Annotated in this window: 10 protein-coding genes and 1 tRNA gene; 1 reads left to right on the forward strand and 10 read right to left on the reverse strand. The window is 69.6% G+C overall.

From position 1 onward, the window contains the following. Positions 1-16: 16 nt before the first annotated feature. Positions 17-1,330 carry an ABC transporter substrate-binding protein gene (locus ASF78_RS04310; RefSeq protein WP_056585154.1) on the reverse strand — a complete coding sequence of 438 codons (1,314 nt, stop codon included), beginning with the start codon at positions 1,328-1,330 and terminating at the stop codon, positions 17-19. 352 nt (positions 1,331-1,682) lie between these two features. Here ASF78_RS04310 and ASF78_RS04315 point away from each other — a divergent pair, with 352 nt between their 5' ends. Further along, positions 1,683-2,714, forward strand: coding sequence for a LacI family DNA-binding transcriptional regulator (locus ASF78_RS04315; RefSeq protein ID WP_056585156.1), 1,032 nt, complete (start codon positions 1,683-1,685; stop codon positions 2,712-2,714). Between the two features lie 27 nt (positions 2,715-2,741). Here ASF78_RS04315 and ASF78_RS04320 read toward each other — a convergent pair whose 3' ends face one another. The 9 genes from ASF78_RS04320 to nadD form a co-directional block, all read right to left on the reverse strand. Further along, positions 2,742-3,578, reverse strand: coding sequence for a glycosyltransferase family A protein (locus ASF78_RS04320; protein ID WP_235518380.1), 837 nt, complete (start codon positions 3,576-3,578; stop codon positions 2,742-2,744). 1,150 nt (positions 3,579-4,728) lie between these two features. Then, entirely contained in the window at positions 4,729-10,428 is a 5,700-nt protein-coding gene (locus tag ASF78_RS23280) for an RHS repeat-associated core domain-containing protein (RefSeq protein WP_156374032.1), read from the reverse strand. 959 nt (positions 10,429-11,387) lie between these two features. Continuing rightward, positions 11,388-11,795 carry a hypothetical protein gene (locus ASF78_RS22930; protein ID WP_235518382.1) on the reverse strand — a complete coding sequence of 136 codons (408 nt, stop codon included), beginning with the start codon at positions 11,793-11,795 and terminating at the stop codon, positions 11,388-11,390. Positions 11,796-12,400: 605 nt separating this feature from the next. Continuing rightward, positions 12,401-13,435, reverse strand: a complete 1,035-nt coding sequence (locus ASF78_RS04335; protein WP_056585163.1) for a tyrosine-type recombinase/integrase — start codon at positions 13,433-13,435, stop codon at positions 12,401-12,403. A 52-nt stretch (positions 13,436-13,487) separates the two neighbouring features. Continuing rightward, a tRNA-Ala gene (locus tag ASF78_RS04340) sits at positions 13,488-13,560 on the reverse strand. A 73-nt stretch (positions 13,561-13,633) separates the two neighbouring features. Then, a complete protein-coding gene (locus tag ASF78_RS04345) occupies positions 13,634-14,326 on the reverse strand; it encodes a histidine phosphatase family protein (RefSeq protein WP_056585165.1) in 693 nt (230 codons plus the stop codon). Further along, positions 14,323-14,712: a ribosome silencing factor gene (gene rsfS, locus ASF78_RS04350; protein ID WP_056585167.1), complete on the reverse strand. Its 390-nt coding sequence runs from the start codon at positions 14,710-14,712 to the stop codon at positions 14,323-14,325. Before rsfS ends, ASF78_RS04345 begins: the two co-directional genes overlap by 4 nt. A gap of 28 nt (positions 14,713-14,740) precedes the next feature. Continuing rightward, the gene (locus tag ASF78_RS22250; protein ID WP_156374034.1) at positions 14,741-15,898 is read right to left on the reverse strand and encodes a hypothetical protein; all 1,158 of its coding nucleotides are present in this window, start codon (positions 15,896-15,898) and stop codon (positions 14,741-14,743) included. A 143-nt stretch (positions 15,899-16,041) separates the two neighbouring features. Further along, a complete protein-coding gene (gene nadD, locus ASF78_RS04365; RefSeq protein ID WP_082494788.1) occupies positions 16,042-16,656 on the reverse strand; it encodes a nicotinate-nucleotide adenylyltransferase in 615 nt (204 codons plus the stop codon). Between the last annotated feature and the right edge of the window lie 13 nt (positions 16,657-16,669).

Here is a 16,669-nt window from a genome sequence, read left to right on the forward strand (position 1 = left end):
GCCGCCCGCCCGGGAATCACCCCATGGCGAACTCGACGGTCTGCTGCGCCTCCTCGAGCGCGGTGGCCGGGTCCGCGCCGTTGAGGATGTTCGTGATGGCCACGCTCACGGCGTCGCGTCCCTCGTAGTAGTAGGCACCCGTGTTGTTGCTGGGCACCTCCGCGGCGAACGTCAGGACGTCGGCGTAGATCGGCTGCCCGCCGAAGAACTCCTGCGGCTCGCTGTAGACGTCCGACTCACCCGCCGGGAGCCAGTTGGCGAGCGCGCCGGAGGCCGGGAGGATCGTGTCGTAGAACTCGGTCGAGCCGGCGAACGTCGCGTCCAGGAACTCGGCGGCGAGCGCCTCGTTGCCGTTCGGCGTGATCGCCCAGGACGAGCCGCCGTTCGCGGTGTAGTTGGTCGCACCGTCGACGCCGTCGAGCTTCGGGACGTTGGTGACGGCCCACTTGCCGGACTGGTCGGCGGCCGACTGGATCGAGCCGGAGATCCAGATGCCGTTGACGACACCGGCCGTGTTCGAGTTGACGATCGTGTTGATGTACTCGTCCCACGAGTTGACCTCGACGAAGACGCCGGCGTCGACGAGCTGCCCGTACATGTCGATGGCAGCCAGCAGCGCCTCGTTGTCCGTGATGGTCGGCTCGCCCTCGTCGTCGAACAGGCTCGCGCCGGCGCTCTGCAGCATCATCATGATCGTGTCGGCCGAACCGGCCTGGCCGGTGAGCATCGGCTTGCCGGTCTTGGCCAGCACGTCCTTGCCGAGGGTGAGGAACTCCTCCCACGTGATGTCCGTGAAGTCGTCGACCGTGTAGCCGGCCTGCTCGAGGAGGTCCGTCCGGTACGCGCCGATCGCGGTGCCGTTGTCGAACGGCACACCGTAGTTGACGTCGTCGTAGGTGGAGTACGAGACGACGGACTCGGGGAACTCGCTGAAGTCCACGTCGGAGTCCGCGAAGTCGGCGAAGATGTCCGGGTAGTTGATGACGTTCTTCTGGAACGCGTTGTTCTGCATGAGGAAGATGTCGGGCAGCTGGTCGGTCTCGCCGGACTGGGCGAGCGTGGTCAGCTTGGTCTGTACGTCCTCCCACGGCGTCTCGACGATCTCGAGCTCGAAGTCCGGGTTGTCGGCCTGGAAGACCTTCTCGGCCTCCTCGAGGGCGTAGATGTTGAAGGCCGGGTCCCATGCCCAGACCGTCAGCTTGTTGTCGCCGGAACCGCCGTCCGCGCCCGTGTCGTCGTCGCTCGAGCCGCCTCCGCCGCTGCAAGCGGCGAGGGCGAGGCTCAGCGACAAGACGGTGCCCAGCGCGCCGAGCGTGCGTGTCTTCTTCATCGGGTGATCCCTTCGTGCTGTCGGTCGTCCCGTGGACCGTCGCCGGCTCGCGCCGAGCCGCCGGCTCCCGCTCCCTCACCGCGACGTCGCGGTAGGTGAGCGGGACAGGTCGACTGTGCTGTTTGGAGGTTGTGCGCCGTGCTGAGGGTCAGGCGGTCTACCAGCTCCGCGCCGCGAGGGCCTGGTCCGCATCGACCGTGAGCGACACCTGCGTCGCTCGACCCCTCTGGCGTTTGGTGACGTCACCATAGCAGCGCCTCTCGGCTCCTTAGGCGACGCTTTGGTAACGGTCCGACACGCAACTTGGCTTCATGGTGACGTCACCATCCCCATTCACCACTAGCATCTGGCCATGACAACCGCGTCAGCACCTGGCCGCCGCCGCTCAGGTCCGTCGATCGGTGACGTCGCCCGCCTCGCCGGCGTCTCGCCCCAGACGGTCTCGCGCGTCTCGACCGGCGCTGACTCGGTCAGGCCGAGCACCCGCGCACGCGTCGTGCTCGCCATGGACCAGCTCGGCTACTCCCCGAACCGGGCGGCCCAGGCGCTCCGGAACGGCACGTTCGGCGCCATCGGAGTGCTCTCGACAGGCTTCCAGCGCACGGGCGAGGCCCTCACCGCCGAGGCCCTGGTGGAGGCCGCCGCGCTGGAGGACTACTCGGTCACGCTCCTGCACGTGCGCAACCCCGCTCGGGAGAGCTGGGACAGCGCAGCGCACCGCATCTCGCACCAGGCCATCGACGGCCTCGTCATCATGCGCGCCGAGCAGGCGTCACCGGCGACGCTCGCGCTCCCCGCGGGCATGCCCGTGGCGGTGTCCTTCTCCAAGTTCGCGGGCCACTACCCCACCGTCACCGCCGACCAGGTCCAGGGCACCGAGGACGCGGTCCGCCACCTGCTCGGTCTGGGACACCGCACCGTGCACCACCTCGCGGGGCCCCGGGACTCGGAGCACGCCCTGGTCCGCAGCGGCACGTGGCGCCGCTGCCTCCTGGAAGCCGGCCTCCGTCCGCCCGAGCCGGTGTACGGGGACTGGAGCGCGCACGACGGCTACGAGGCGGGGCAGCGGCTCGCGGCCGACCCCGACGTCACCGCCGTGTTCTGCGCCAACGACGAGATGGCGCTCGGCCTCGTGCGGGCACTGCACGAGGCGGGCCGCCGCGTGCCCGACGACGTGTCCGTGGTGGGCTTCGACGACATCGCCGTCGCCGGCTGGACCTCACCGCCCCTGACGACCGTCCGGCAGGACTTCCACGCCATCGGCCGCGCACTCATCACCCTCGTCGTCGGCCAGCTCCGCGTCCGTTCCGTCCCACCGCCGGCCCTGACGGTCGTGCCCACGGAGCTCATCGTCCGGGCGAGCACCGGACCACCTCCACGCTGAACCTCGACCCCGAGGTCGCCGACCGCGTCAGCCCCGGCGGACCGCGATCCGGACGGCCGCGGCCATGCCGCCGTCGCCGTACGTGACCTCCCCGACCGGAAGTGAGCGGTCTGCGGCCACGAGGTCCTCCCACCGTTCGGCCGCGTCCATGGCCCGGGCCTCGAGTGCCAGCAGCACCTCCCGCAGGTGCCGCTCGAAGACGGCGCGATGCTTGTCGACGAGCCCGCCGTAGAGCTCGAGCCGGGAGTCCATGGAGCGGACGTTCGCGGAGGCCGGCGCCGTCCGGTACTCGATGAGCGGCTCCCGCACGACGGTGACGTGCCCACCGTCGCCGACGAGCGACAGGAAGAAGTCCCAGTCCTCGAACCCGCTGCGCATGTCCTCGTCGTACCCGCCGCACGCACGCCAGGCGTCGCGACGCACCACCGCGGTCGCCGGGCAGGCGTTGCGGTGCAGGAAGTCGACAGCCGACCCTCCCCCGGGCCGCACGACCGCGTCGATCACGCCGTGCGCACGCAGCCACGACGACGCGGCGAGCGCGCCGGGATCACCCTGCAGGACCGCGACCGTCCGCTCGAGGAACGTCGGCGCGAGGCGGTCGTCGCCGTCCAGCACGGCCACGAGGTCGGTCCCCGCAGCGGCGATCCCCGCGTTCCGGGCCGCGCTGACCCCACGGTTGGGCTGCCGCAGCACCCTGACCCGACCGTCCCCCTGCAGCCGCTCGATCACCTCGACCGACTCGGCGTCGGTCGAGCCGTCGTCGACCACGATGACGGCATCCGGGGCGCGGGTCTGACGCAGGGCCGACCCGACCGCCTCGGCGACCAGCCCGCCCTGGTCGAACGCGGTGACGATCACGCTCACGCTCAGCACGCCTCATGCTGGCACGATCGAACCGGGGAGACGCCCCGACGTGCTCGGGGAGAGCAGCCACGTCCCCATCCCGTGTCCACCAAGACCGAAAGGCCGCTTCTCCACCAGGAGAAACGGCCTCGGACCTGATACTTCGGTGGAGCTGAGGGGATTCGAACCCCTGACCCCCTGAATCACCGCGCTGCATTCAGTCAGGCGGCAAATCTCGCCGATTCTCTGCGAATCACGCCGTGACCTGCCCGAACGCCGGGATCGGCATCCATCGCGCCACCATCGTATCGGCTCATTTCGGCACTTCTACAGGCAGCTCGACGCCATTAAGTGTCCTATTTCTGTCCGACGCCTGGAGAGCGCACCGTCGCCGATCCGAACTCTCGCAGGAGCCACCCTCCGCGCTCAGGCACACTCGCGGGTCACTCGGGCGCGCCCCCTCACTGCAACCCATCCTGCGACGCTGACACCCCCGAGGCGGGCATGACAAACGTCTCGCGCCGCGGGCCAGGTGTCGGAGGCTATGCGGGCAGGGCCAGCTACACCGGCAACGCATCGTGGACGTTGTCCTGTATCAGGACCACGTCGCGCGGCCTCCGTACAGCAAGGCCAAGATTGGTTCGGAGGACGTGCAGAACATCCAGGATGGCGCCGACTATAAGGACGATCCGTTCGCGCGAACTTCCTGCTCGAACTCGATCACCATTTGCTCCTGCACACAGCCACCACTACAGAAGCTCCTGGAGCCCGAGGATCGCTGGCCAGAATATAGCAACTGCCAATGCGCAGCTCGCAAATAGGCAAAGAAATGGCCATGCCCGACGCGGTCGTACGTCCCTACCGGCCACCGGCTCCGCGTCCGGATCCGAATCTGAATGATCTGAATCCGACCAGTTGACAACTGCGCGCAACGGGTCGAATCCCGTTCCCACGAGTAGGCATACATTCAGCAAGGAGCCGAGTAGCAACCCACCCCCGAAGCTGCCGGTTTGTAGGGAGATTCGCCAAGCGCCGAATCCCGCAAGAAGCGGAAGTGACGACGCGACGACAAAAGCCTTTTCGGGTTCGCGAGGGCCCCGAAGAGGGCGGAATGAGAAACCGACTACTGCGAGCCAGGTGAGGGCATAGATAATTGCAATAGTTCGATCCGTCATCTTTGCTTTTGCCGCGCAATCTTGTCCCAGTTGTCGACCATTTGTGTCATTCCAAAAACCGCGTACTGGACGTAGCTGCGATAGCCCCGAGCCCCCGGCAATCCTCGGTACGAAGGGTGCTTCGAAGCACGCAAGATCGCGCCGTCGACGCCCCCAAACCGACCGAGCCTACTATTGTTGTACGCGCGTGCGACCTTCGTCGCGGCTCGGCCAATCGCTCCCGTTCTAGCTGCCACCGAGGCGGCGCCCTTAAATGCGATTCTGCCAGCGCCGCCAAATGCAAGCCCCGCAGCCGTGGTCCCCAAAGTTCGCGCCCCCGTTGCGTAGTCCTTCGCTGCGAAGGACGCAAGCGCGCTACCCGTTCCGGCGACCAGAGCGACAGCACCGCAAATTTGACAGAACACAGCGGGCACGAAGCTAGCCGCCGTTGCGACGGCGTTGAGCGCAAGGGCAACACCCTTCCACGAGAGGCGACCATCAAGGTCAGTGCAGTTTACGGGGTCGGCCCTGCAGTAGTCGTAATCGTTCGCCGATCCGCCAGCCACGGGGTCAACTGAGAGGAATCTTCCGGTCGTTGGACTATAGAGCCGTACGCCCATGAGGATGGTGCCGGTGGGTGTGTCGGCGGAGCGTTGGGCGGCGCCGAGCCATCCGTAGCGTGGGGGTGCTTGCCCGGTCTGCCCGGAGGTCATGGGCTGGGGGACGCCGAACTCGTCGAAGGACGTCACACGCAGCGGAGTGAACGAGGGTGCCGTGTCGGGGTCGTCGTAGGGCACGGTGGCGATGACGTCGCCGTGCAGGTCGACGAGCTGGAGGACCCGGTCGCCGGTGGCGCTGGTCTGCGCTGCCATGGCGCCGTCCATGCCTTCGACGTAGCGGGTGACGCGGTCGGGCAGGGTGATGTCTTCGACGATCCAGGCGGGTTCGTCGTCGTCGCCGTCGTAGTGGCTGACCTGTTCGGTGGAGTTCACCCAGGCGCTGTTGATCCACTTGAAGGTCTGCTCCGAGGAGAACCGCTGCAGGGGGTCCAGTCCCCAGGTGCTCTTGGCGACGGCGGGCACTTCCTGGCTGGCGACCAGGTCGTTGACGAAGTACCCGTTCATGGCGGTGGCGCTGCCGTCGGCTGTCGGCATCGTCATCGTGCGACCGAACGCGTCGTAGGTCCAGGCCTTGCCGGTGGTCCCCGTGGTGGTGAGGAGACGGTCGGCCGAGTCGTACGTGGAGACTGCAGAGGTCGCACCTGCGGTGCCGGGACAGGCCGAGGTGCCGGCTCCTGCCGCCGAAGCGGTCTTGATTGACGTGCGGTTCGTGTGGGTGTCGTAGCCGTAGGTCCGCGAGGTGCATGTGCCCGTGGCGACTGATGCGTCGGCGACGTCGGTGAGTCGGCCGAGGCGGTCGTAGGTGTAGGTGCGAGTCCCGCTGTTGCTGTCGTGGGTGATCCATTGGCCGCGGTGGTTCTCTACGACCTTGTCGGAGTAGATCGTCTGTCCGTCGGCGGTGCGGGTGTAGGCCCGCTTGGTGGGGACGCGCGCGGTGTCGTAGGTGAGGGTGAGGGTCACACCGGCGGGCATCTTCTGCGATGCGAGTTGCCCGTCCGGTCCCCAGGTCGGCTCGAAGGTACCGGCGATCGGGTCCGTCATCTTCGTGACGAAGCCGCGGGGCTCTGCCTTTCGGTCGTAGACGTAGTCGCGTGTCCCGATCAGCGAGGTGCCGGCGAAGTTCTCGACCTTGATCGGCTGACCGAGCCGGTCGTAAGCCGTGGTGGTGACACCTCCATCAGCGTCGGTGTACTTGGTGAGCCGACCGAGGCCGTCGTACTCCTTGGTGATCGTGCCGCCTGATGTCGAGCTGTTCTCGACGACGTCACCGGTCGAGTTGTCGTACTTGGTGGTCGTGGTCCCCACCGCGGCGCCGGCCTCGGGGCTGTTGCCGGTCAGGGAGACGCTGATCACTCGGTCGGCGGCGTCGTAGGTAGTGGTCGCGGTGCGCTTGACCTGCCCGGCTCCGGCTGGGCCGACTGCGTCAGTCACGACGGTTGGTGAGCCGAACAAGTTGTAGGCCTCAACTCGCTTGACTGGCAGGTCAGCGCTTCGTGGGGTCGGGTCGCTCCACACCGCGGGGCCCGCTGCGCGGGTGACGCAGGGTTGGCCGGCCCATTCGGGCTTGTTTGCGCATGCGGGGTCGTCGGGGTTGGTGCCGGCGGTGTAGAAGACCGAGATCGTCGTTGCGGCGTCCGTCCCGGTCGAGCCGGGCTTGGAGGAGCGGATGGCCCGGCCTCGGGCGTCGTACACGACCGTGGAGGTCAGCTGGCTCGGTTGTCCGGCATCGACGGTGACCGAGGTCGGTTGGCCGTGCTTCCAGCCCGAGCTCGGGTCGAGCTTGGACACACCCTGCACGATCGGGTCGTACCCGTTCTTGGTCACCAACGGGTCGAACACGGTCCCAGTGGGGTACTCGACACCTGCCGAGGTCGTCGTGGTGAGCAGGTGGTAGGCGGCGCCGTCGGGCTTGCCCTCGTCGTAGACGTTCGTCGTGGTCGGACGCAGCGTGCGCACATCGTTCGCGTTGTTGTCGACAGCGAGACGCTGGAGCGGGCCGGTCTGGGAGAGCAGGTCGATTCCGTCATCGCTGTACGTGCTTCGGGTGTCGAGCAGTTGGGCAAGGTCGAGGGAGGTCTTGCCCTCCAGGCCGTACCCAGCCAGTGGGTCCGGTTCTGACCACTTCTTCAGCGCGTACAGGCGGTTGGTGGCGTCCAAGGTGCGTACGACATTGCCGCGTTTGTCGTACTCGGCAGTGTCGATGAACCCTTCGGCAGGAGCAAACCTGCCCATGGGCGAGGCGGTGTTGACCTCGAGGCCCGAGGAGTTCAGGTAGGAGATCGTGGCGTGCTTGTACTGATCCAGGGTGGGTGCATTCGGGGTCGCGGTGTTGACCCCGGGCGGGTTCAGCGGGTCGAAGATCGCGGTCGCGTCGGTGGGGCCGTCCTGCTGGGCCCAGTTACCGATCGTGGCGGCATCCAGGTCGTACGGCCCGCCGGCGCCGGTGGTCAGCGGCACGCCGTAGACGATGCTGGTGGTGTTGGTCGGGTGGTCGCTGTCGAGGCTGGCGCGGCTGACCGACAGCAGTCGACCGGGGTCGGGGTCGACCCAGTCCCCCGCACCCGTGGAGCTGTTGCCCGCGACGCCGTACGTGTAGGTGTACGGCTCCTCGCCCGGGGCCTTCACGGAGGCCAGCCGCCCGGCGTTGGCCTCGTAGCTGTAGGTGGTGACAAGCGGAGAAGCGCCTGCGGCCTCGATGCGGGGGTCCTTGACGGTGACCAGCTGGCCAGTCGAGTTGTACCCGTACTGGGCAACGGGCGTCTTGGCCATAGCCGTCCCGTTCCACGACCACACCGAGACCGTGGACAGTCGGCCCGCGAACGAATTGGGCTGGGTGCTGTCGCTGAAGTAGTCGAACTGCATGACCTCGCACCCCTTGGCGGGAGCGGCCTCGGGGAGATCGGTTCTGCAGGCTTGGGTGTTGGTGGGCCAGTCGTTCACGCCCGGCTCGATCGGCGCGATGATGCGCTTGAGCCGGGACACACCCTCAAGGGCGGTGTCGTAGACGTACTGGGCGCCGCCCGCTGCGGCCGGGGGTGTGGACATCCGCACGGGGAAGTCGCCGGTCGTGCCCGTGCGGGTGAAGACGGTGGTGGTGCCGTCGATCTCGGCAAGTTGGAAGGTGCCGGGGGCGACCGTGGTCAGGGTGAGGGCTTCGGCGCCGGGCTCGGGCCACCAGGTGCCGTTGCCGCCCTGGGTGAACCAGATCTCCCCGCCGCCGGTGAGCTGGACCGCGGCGATGTCGTCGTAGGGGCGGGTGACCTTGGTGTACGCGGTGCCGGAGGCGGCGTCGGTGGTGCCGGTGGACCACTCGGGGCCGAACGGGGACCACAGCTCGTTGACGGACAGGTCGTCGAAGTAGACGTCCTTGCCCGCGGCGCCGAACCCGTTGTACAGCCGCACGAGTGCGTCAGTCGCGGTGGCGGGGATGGTGACGTCGACGCTGATCTGCTGCCACGCATCCTTCAACGTCGGGAGGGGAGTTCGTGCCGTGTCGACCCAGTTGCCGTCGACCTTGGTCAGCACAGCGATCCCGAGCCCACGTGGGGAGCTCGGACTCAGGCCGGTCGCGGTGGGGACGTAGATCCATCCGGACATCCGGTAGGTGCGGCCGGCTCGCAGGGCACCGTTCGGCCCCCAGTTGGTCATGCCTGATCCCAGGGCGATGAAGGAGTCGACATTGCCGGACGCCGGGGGAAGCAACTTGAACGACGTCGTCCCGGTGTGGTGCCGCGTGGTGTCCACGCTGGCGATCGCGTTCGGGTTCGACGGCGTGGGCAGCGTGGTCGCGTCATGGTGGGCGGTGGGCACGAGGTCGGCCTGCAGCTGCAGGCCGCTGTCGGTGTCCCGTGAGGATGTTGTGCGCACCAGGGACAGGCCGAACTCTTCGGCGTCGGTGACCGACAGGGTGTGGTCACCGGTGAGCAGGTTGACCGAACCGGGGCCGATCGTGGTGGTGGCGGCGCCGTCGGCGTCCGGGTCGATGACGAGCGTGACCCACTGTGTCGGTGTCGGTGAGGCGCCGGTGGGCGAGGCGGACAGCTGCGCACGGACCTGGACCGGGCCGCCGGTGGACCCGAACTGACGACCCACATCCCACGTGGTGTAGCTGGTGCCGGTCGGCAGTTGCTGCCAATCGTTCGCCCACGTCAGCCCGGCGGACGTGGACAGCACCGCCGGCTTGATCGGTTCAGTCGTGGTCGCGTCAGGGCCGCGTCGCCACTCGAAGCTGACGTAGGTCAGGCTCGGCATCGCCTCCACGGACAGGCGCACCCGCCGCACGACGCGCGTGCCCTCATCCGGTCCGACGATGCCGCCCTTGCCGACCCGGAACGTGTACTTCGACGTCGCAGAGACGGCGCCGGCCCGGTCGATCGCCTGCACCTGCAGGGCATGCGTGCCGGCGTCCGCCGGTGACAGCTTCAACGCCGCGGGGTTACCGCCGGGCCCGGCGACCTGCTGGGCCGGGTCGGGAGCCTTGTCCAGCCCCCACCGGTAGGCCACGACCGTGTCGTCCTTCGGCGACATTGTGAAGTTGAAGGTTCCTTCGGTGCCCGGTTCCTGGGTCCAGCCAACGCTGGGGTACTGGGTGGACGTCACCGTCGGCGCCGGAGGTGCGGAGGTGTCGATGCCGAAGTTGAACCACGCCGAGCGAGGTCCCTCGATGATGTCGTCACTGACCCGTACCCGGAAGTAGTAGAAGTCGCTGTTGGTCACGACGTTCTTCGGGAGCGTGATGCTGGCTACCGAGCCCGACGGAACATAGAGAACGTTCTGGGTGTAGATGACCTGCTGGTTCTTGTCTGCGACCTCGAACATGCCGTGGATCTTGCCGCCGTCCGGGTCGGAGATCGTGGCGCTCAGTGTCGGGGTGTCCGACCGGGACCACGACCCGTTCGCCGACGGGTTCGGCGTCGCCGAGATCTGCAGCCCCGTGGGCATGCTCGGCGTCGAGTTGTACGTCATCCAGACCGACGGCACGTAGGCGCCGTAGTCGGCGGAGAAGAACTTCTTGAACCCGAAGTTGTCCGTCTCGGACTCGGCCCGGATCCCGACCCAGCCCTCGTTGCCGGACCCGTTGGCCCAGTCCCGGGCCATCGTGGTGATGTTCGCCGACGACCAACCACCGGCGCACGACGAGGAGTACCCGTGCGTGTCCGAGCTGGTGGCGTAGTGGCCACCCCACCCGGGCTGGTTCGCCCAGGTCGTGGCGGTGCTCGAGCCCCACGTGGACCAGACCTGCCAGTTCCGGGCCTGACAGGACCAGGAGTAGTAGTTGAGCCCCACTCGAAGTAGATGTCCGGGTCGACCACGACCGGGTAGGTCGTCTCGGGGTCCTGCAAGAAGTCATCCTGCGGCAGCAACGTGACCTGCGCGGTGTCCGCTGCGGGCAGCGTCACGGCCCGCTCGACCTCGATCGATCCTTCGGCGACGTCGATGGACCCGTCACCCACCACCGGCTCGGGCACCTGCGCCGCGGCCGCCGCGTCGACGGGCGTGTCATCTCCCTCCGTGGACCCGTTGCGGCCGTGGTCCTTGGCGACCACCCACGACGGCATCGGTGAGAGGCGGGGTGCGTCGGCGTCCTCTGCCGGCCGCTGTTCGGTCACCGGGTAGGCACGGCCCTGATCGGTGTCGGCGTCCCACATCTGCGCCACCGGCGCGGTCGCGACGACCTCACCGTCATCGACCACGCTCAGACCGCCATCGTCGGTCGCCGTGAGCTCAGCGCCCTCGGTCAGCACGGTCAATGGAAGCTCGAGCGGCGCCGCGCCCGGTTCGGGTCGCTCCGCCACCACGAAGAACTGCTCGAACCCGGTGCTGGTGGCCTCCAGGACCAGATCGACACCGGGACGCACGTTGTCGTAGGTCGCTCGGCGACCCTCCAGTCGCGGCTCCGGCAATGCACCGGTCCACTGCACGCGTGTCGAGACACCTGAGCTCGGGTCGGTCATCGTGACCACGTCCACCGGCTCGGTCCCTCCCGGCGTTCCACCGGAGAACGTGAGATCCCCACTTTGCGCGACCGGGCGCACTTCCCCGTCGTCGCTGACCTGCTAGGTCAGATCGACCGGTGCCCAGTCCTCGGTCGTCGTGCCGTCACCACCGAGTCGAACCCACACCGGGCCGGAGCCCTGGCCCGCCGCCATGGTCCCGTCGGGCAGAGCGAACACCGAGCCCACCTCGGTGCGCAGCCCGAGGACCTCAACCGGCTGGTCCTCCAGCCGGGCGATCGCCCGTGCGGACACCTCATCCGGCGCAGACAACGGCTCATCGCTGGCCGTAGCAGCCGTCGCCTCAGGCGACGTCGACGCCTCCGGCGCGGCGGCTGCGGCCGGCAGACCTGCAGCTCCCACGCCGAGCCCGGCCAGAGCTGCCGTGACGGGCACGAAGGTGCGCCAAGCCGCGGGGACACCGAAGAACGAACGCAAACCAGACACCAAAGACCCCGCACGAGAAGGCACCAGCCCCCTCAGTGGGACCGGGCGATGAATAGCGCGAAAGGAACGCGCCCGCCGAGGACTCACCAACACTGGGACCCGATCGGCGGCGGAACAGTAACCCGGAAAACGCCTACCGTCGAATTCGTCGGTCCTCCGTGCCGGGTTCGAGCAAATTCTCCGAAATGGCCCGCAAAACGCGCCCGGTGAGCGCTGAGATTCGGCACTCACGGGGTACTCACGTGCTGGCGCACCTACAGCCAGCGGCGCTGACAGGAGTCGACGCCCACGTTCTCCGGAGGCGTCCTGCGGCTCGCGCCAACGACGTCAGCATGATCTGCGCCACTGACCCGGACATCAGTCCGAAGGAGACCGGCCTGCCTGGCCTGGCAGTCGCGAAACAGGTCGTGGGGGCTCTCTTGATCTGAGGGCTCGTGGCATGCGCCGCGGCTCTGGAGAGTGATCAGTTGGGCGGTTGCCCGCCAGCGTGCGTCGGCGCATTCCGGTGTTGGCCCCGCTCGTCGGCTCGCGAGAGCCCCTCTCCGGGTCAGCACTTGGCGGAGCACGAGGAGCCCCGGTGTCTCCATCGCATCGGGACCTAGGCCCCGGCCGCGAGACTTCCAGGTCGGCTACAGCCCGAGGTCGCGGCTGGTGGTGATGGCCAGCGCCTCCATGGGGCGGATGTAATGCTCGATGAGGACCTTGAGGTGGCGGTGGCGGGTCTGGGCGGCGATGCGGTCCAGGGGCACGCCGGCGGCTGCGGCGGTGGTGGCGTGTCCGGCGCGCAGGGAGTGTCCGGTGATGTGCGGGGCGGGTAGCCCGGCGGCGCGAGCGCGACGGGTGACGATCTTCGAGGCGGCAGTGGCGGATATCGGGTCGCCGGTCGGCAGGCGTAGGTTGCGTAGGGCGGTGAAGACCGGGCCGGGCGCCGTTCCGCGCTGGTGCAGCCAGGCGTCCAGAGCGGCCAGCGGGCAGGTGGCACGGTGGTGGCCGGGGGCGACGGCGATGACTTGGCCGCGGGCTTCCTGGTCGGACTTGGACCGGCGCACGTGAAGCAGTAGCCCGGCGGGGTGCGGCTCGAGGTCGGCCAGGGTGAGGGCGGCGAGCTCGCCGGGGCGCAGTGCGGAGGCGAAGCCGAGCAAAATCAACGCTCGGTCGCGCGCGCTGGCTCGCCTGCTGTGGTCGATGGCGTCGACGATGGTCCCGATCTCGATCAGGTCCAGGGCGTGCGCTGGGCGCCGGGCGGCGGTGCCGACGGTGCGGCGCAGGCCGCGGCGGACCTGGCGGACGGTGTCGTCCCGGATCGGGTCGGCCAGGTCCCGGGCACGGTGGTGGGCGCCGATCGCGGCGCAGGCCAGCTCGAGGGTGGACATGCTGGCTCCGGTCTCGGCGCGTTCGGTGAGGTAGGCGCAGACCAGATGCGGTGACGCCGGCACCGGCGGCAGGTCGCGGCCTGCGCACCAGCGGGTCCAGGCCCGCCACGCAACGGCGTACACGGCGCGAGTGGCCGGGGCACGCCCGGCCGCTACGGCCGCGGTGATGCGGGCGACGTCGGCGGCGGTGAGACCGGTGGGCAGGGACGGAGATGCGGGGGCGGTGGGCATGGCCCAGTACCCGCGCTCGCGGCAGCGCGGGAAAGATCCCAATAAATGGCCGATGGCCACGTCGGGCTCCTAGGTTCAGGATCCCGGCGTGGCCTCTGACCAGCACTTTCGGTGGAGCTGAGGGGATTCGAACCCCTGACCCCCTGCATGCCATGCAGGTGCGCTACCAGCTGCGCCACAGCCCCGCGGCCCCCACGAAGGGGAGCCACCTACGCCCGTAGGCGCTCGGAGAGTCTAGATCGAACGCGGGCCGAAACGCTAATCGGGGTCCCGCGTCTCGGCGTCGGCGTCGTGGGTGCTGTCCGGGCCGGCGTTCCAGTCCGTCGACGCGTCCGTCGGACCGAGGTTGTACCCGACCATCCGCCAGGACGGCGAGAAGTCGCCGCGGGTGGCCACGAGCTCGGTCCAGTGGGCGTTCAGCATGCCGGCGAAGCCGTGCCAGTCGGTGGGCATGCCGAGCAGGTCACCGACGGCGCAGCTGATGGCGGAGCCGTGCGAGACGACGACGAGGGTGTCGTCGGGGCCGAGGGCTGCGGCGTGCTCGAGGATGCCCTCCCGCACGCGCTGCGCGACCTCCGCGCGGGTCTCCGCACCGACCCCTTCCGGCTGCCCACCGGCACGCCACACGGCGAACTCGTCGGCCCAGTCACGCCGCAGGTCGTCGCCGGTCAGGCCCTCCCAGAGCCCGAACGCCCGCTCCCGCAGGCGGGCGTCGACCGAGAGGGCGAGGCCGGCTGCTCGGGCCAGGAAGCTGGCCGTCTCGTGCGCGCGGCTGAGGTCGGACACGACGATCGCCGTCGGCTCATGTCGGGTCAGCAGCCGGGCGGCGGCGGTGCGGGCCTGCCAGCGGCCGACCGCGTCGAGCGGGATGTCCACCTGACCCTGCAGGCGCGCCTCGGAGTTGTACGCGGTCCGGCCGTGCCGGACCAGGAGCAGACGCCCTGCCGTCACGCGTCGGTGCCCTCGTCGGTCCCCCGCGCGTCAGCGGGGAGGTCGATCACGGGGCAGTCCTTCCACAGCCGCTCGAGGGCGTAGTACACCCGGTCCTCGGCGTGCTGGACGTGCACGACGACGTCACCGAAGTCCACGAGGACCCAGCGGCCCGCGGACTTGCCCTCGCGACGGATCGGCTTGGCGCCGAGCTTGAACAGCGCCTCCTCGACGGCGTCGACGATGGCGCCGACCTGCCGCTCGTTGGTGCCGGACGCGATGAGGAACACGTCGGTGAGGACGAGCTGCTCGCTGACGTCGAGAGCGATGATCTCCTCGGCCTTGATGTCGGAGGCGGCACGAGCGGCCGCCACGGCCAGCTCGATCGCTCGTTCGGTCGCAGCCACAGGTCTCCTTGGTTCGGGGGCAGGCAGGTCAGGCAGGTCCGGCCGGCAGGCCGGCCGTGACGTGGACGGTCGAGGGCGCCGCCGCGGTGGAGCCGGGGTCCTCTCCCGAGTTGTTGCTCAGCAGCAGGACGATGAGGAAGCCGAGCACGAAGGCGACGAGGGCCAGCACGATCAGGTGCAGCCATGTGTACGGGTGGCGCGGACGCTCGTCGTAGTCGTCGTCATCGTCGTAGTCGTCGTCATCGTCGTGGCTGACGCCGAACCCGACCCGGTCGGGCTGGCCGGTCGACGATGCGGCGGACGCCGGTGCGGCGGGCTCTCCCCCGGCACGCGGGGCGGGCACGGTGCCGGCGGACGACAGGCCCGTCGGGGCCCACGCAGCCGGTGCGGGAGCCGCATCCGGCGCCGGTGCGGCGGGCGCCTGGGCTCCGGACCAGCCGGGCTGCGCGGTGGGCTGCGCGGCGGGACGGCTCGTCGCGGGAGCGGCAGTCGTCCGTGCGGCCGACGGCGTGGCCTGCCACGGGGCGGGCTGGGCGGTGGGAGCCGGTGCCTGGGCGGGCTGCCACGGTGTCTGCGGCGGTGCGGAGGACTGCGGCGCCGGGGCCTGCGGCGCGGACGGCTGCGTGCCCCACGACCCGACGGTCCCGGCTGCTGCACCGGAACCTGCTCCGGTCCAGCTCGGGCTCTCGCGTCGGACGGGCGGTGCGGCGGATCCGCTCTGCGGGGGGTTCGTCGTGCGCTCCTGCGACGGCGACCACCCGGCGCCCGGCGCGGCCGGACCGGCCGGCTCGGCACTGCGCTGACCCCACTGCCCCGGAGCGCCGGACGAGGGCGCCGGACGGGAGGTGGCCGGGCTGCTCGGGGCGGGGGCGGCGGGGCGGGACGCCGCCGGGGGCCGCGAGATGGCGGGAGCGGTGCTGGAGGGCGCCTGACGGGGCGGGGTCGGCGGGGCGGCGGGGCGGCTGGTCGGCGAGGCGGCCGGGCGGCTGGTCGGCGGTGCGGCCGGGCGGCTGGGCGCCGGAGCGGCCGGCGGCTGCGTCGACCAGGCGGGGGTTCCGGCGCTGGCCGGGGCCGGACGCGAGCTCGTCGGGTCGAGCGACGTGTCGCGGATGGACCGCCGAGAGCGGCTGGCGTCGGCCGCGGTCCCGCGAGGCGGGGTGTCCTCGGCTCCGCTCGGCCCGCGCATGGCACGACGGGAGACGGGGGCGTCCGGACGTGCAGGGGTCCCCTGCGCTGCAGCGGACCCGGGGTCGGGTGCGCCGCCCTGGACGTCACCCGTCTCAGGGTTGCGATGGAGCTCGCGACGGCGTCGCCGCTCTCCCGGTTCACTCATGACTGACCTCGATACAACCTGTGCTTGGCGATGTACTGGACGACCCCGTCGGGGACGAGGTACCAGACGGGCTGCCCGGCGTGGGCACGTGCGCGGACGTCGGTCGAGGAGATCGCCAGTGCGGGGACCTCCAGGACGTGCACACGATCACCGGGGAGCCCGTCGACCGACAGTGCGTGCCCGGGGCGGGTGACCGCCACGAACTGCGCCATCGAGAAGAGCTCGTCGGCATCCTTCCACGTCAGGATCTGTGCGATGGCGTCCGCACCTGTGATGAAGAGGAGTTCGGCGTCGGGGCGTGCAGTCTTGAGGTCACGGAGGGTATCCACGGTGTACGTCACACCCGAGCGGTCCACGTCGACACGGCTGACCGTGAACCGTGGGTTCGACGCGGTGGCGATGACCGTCATCAGGTAGCGGTGCTCGGCGGTCGTGACGTCCTGGTCCAGCTTGAACGTCGGCTGGCCCGTCGGGACGAAGACGACCTCGTCGAGGTCGAAACGCGCGGCGACCTCGCTCGCGGCGACCAGGTGACCGTGGTGGACGGGGTCGAACGTGCCGCCCATCACCCCCAGACGGGTCCTGTGCGTCCTGCGAGGCCGCTCGGTCATCTGTTCGGTGCCT

Origin of the sequence: Cellulomonas sp. Leaf334 (assembly GCF_001424195.1) — a bacterium.
Lineage (GTDB): Bacteria > Actinomycetota > Actinomycetes > Actinomycetales > Cellulomonadaceae > Cellulomonas.

Excerpts from the sequence above, each read along its gene's own strand:
- ASF78_RS04310 (WP_056585154.1), bottom strand. The coding sequence starts at position 1,330 with ATGAAGAAGACACGCACGCTCGGCGCGCTGGGCACCGTCTTGTCGCTG.
- ASF78_RS04315 (WP_056585156.1), top strand. The coding sequence starts at position 1,683 with ATGACAACCGCGTCAGCACCTGGCCGCCGCCGCTCAGGTCCGTCGATC.
- ASF78_RS23280 (WP_156374032.1), bottom strand. The coding sequence starts at position 10,428 with ATGGCCCGGGACTGGGCCAACGGGTCCGGCAACGAGGGCTGGGTCGGG.
- ASF78_RS22250 (WP_156374034.1), bottom strand. The coding sequence starts at position 15,898 with ATGCGCGGGCCGAGCGGAGCCGAGGACACCCCGCCTCGCGGGACCGCG.
- nadD (WP_082494788.1), bottom strand. The coding sequence starts at position 16,656 with ATGACCGAGCGGCCTCGCAGGACGCACAGGACCCGTCTGGGGGTGATG.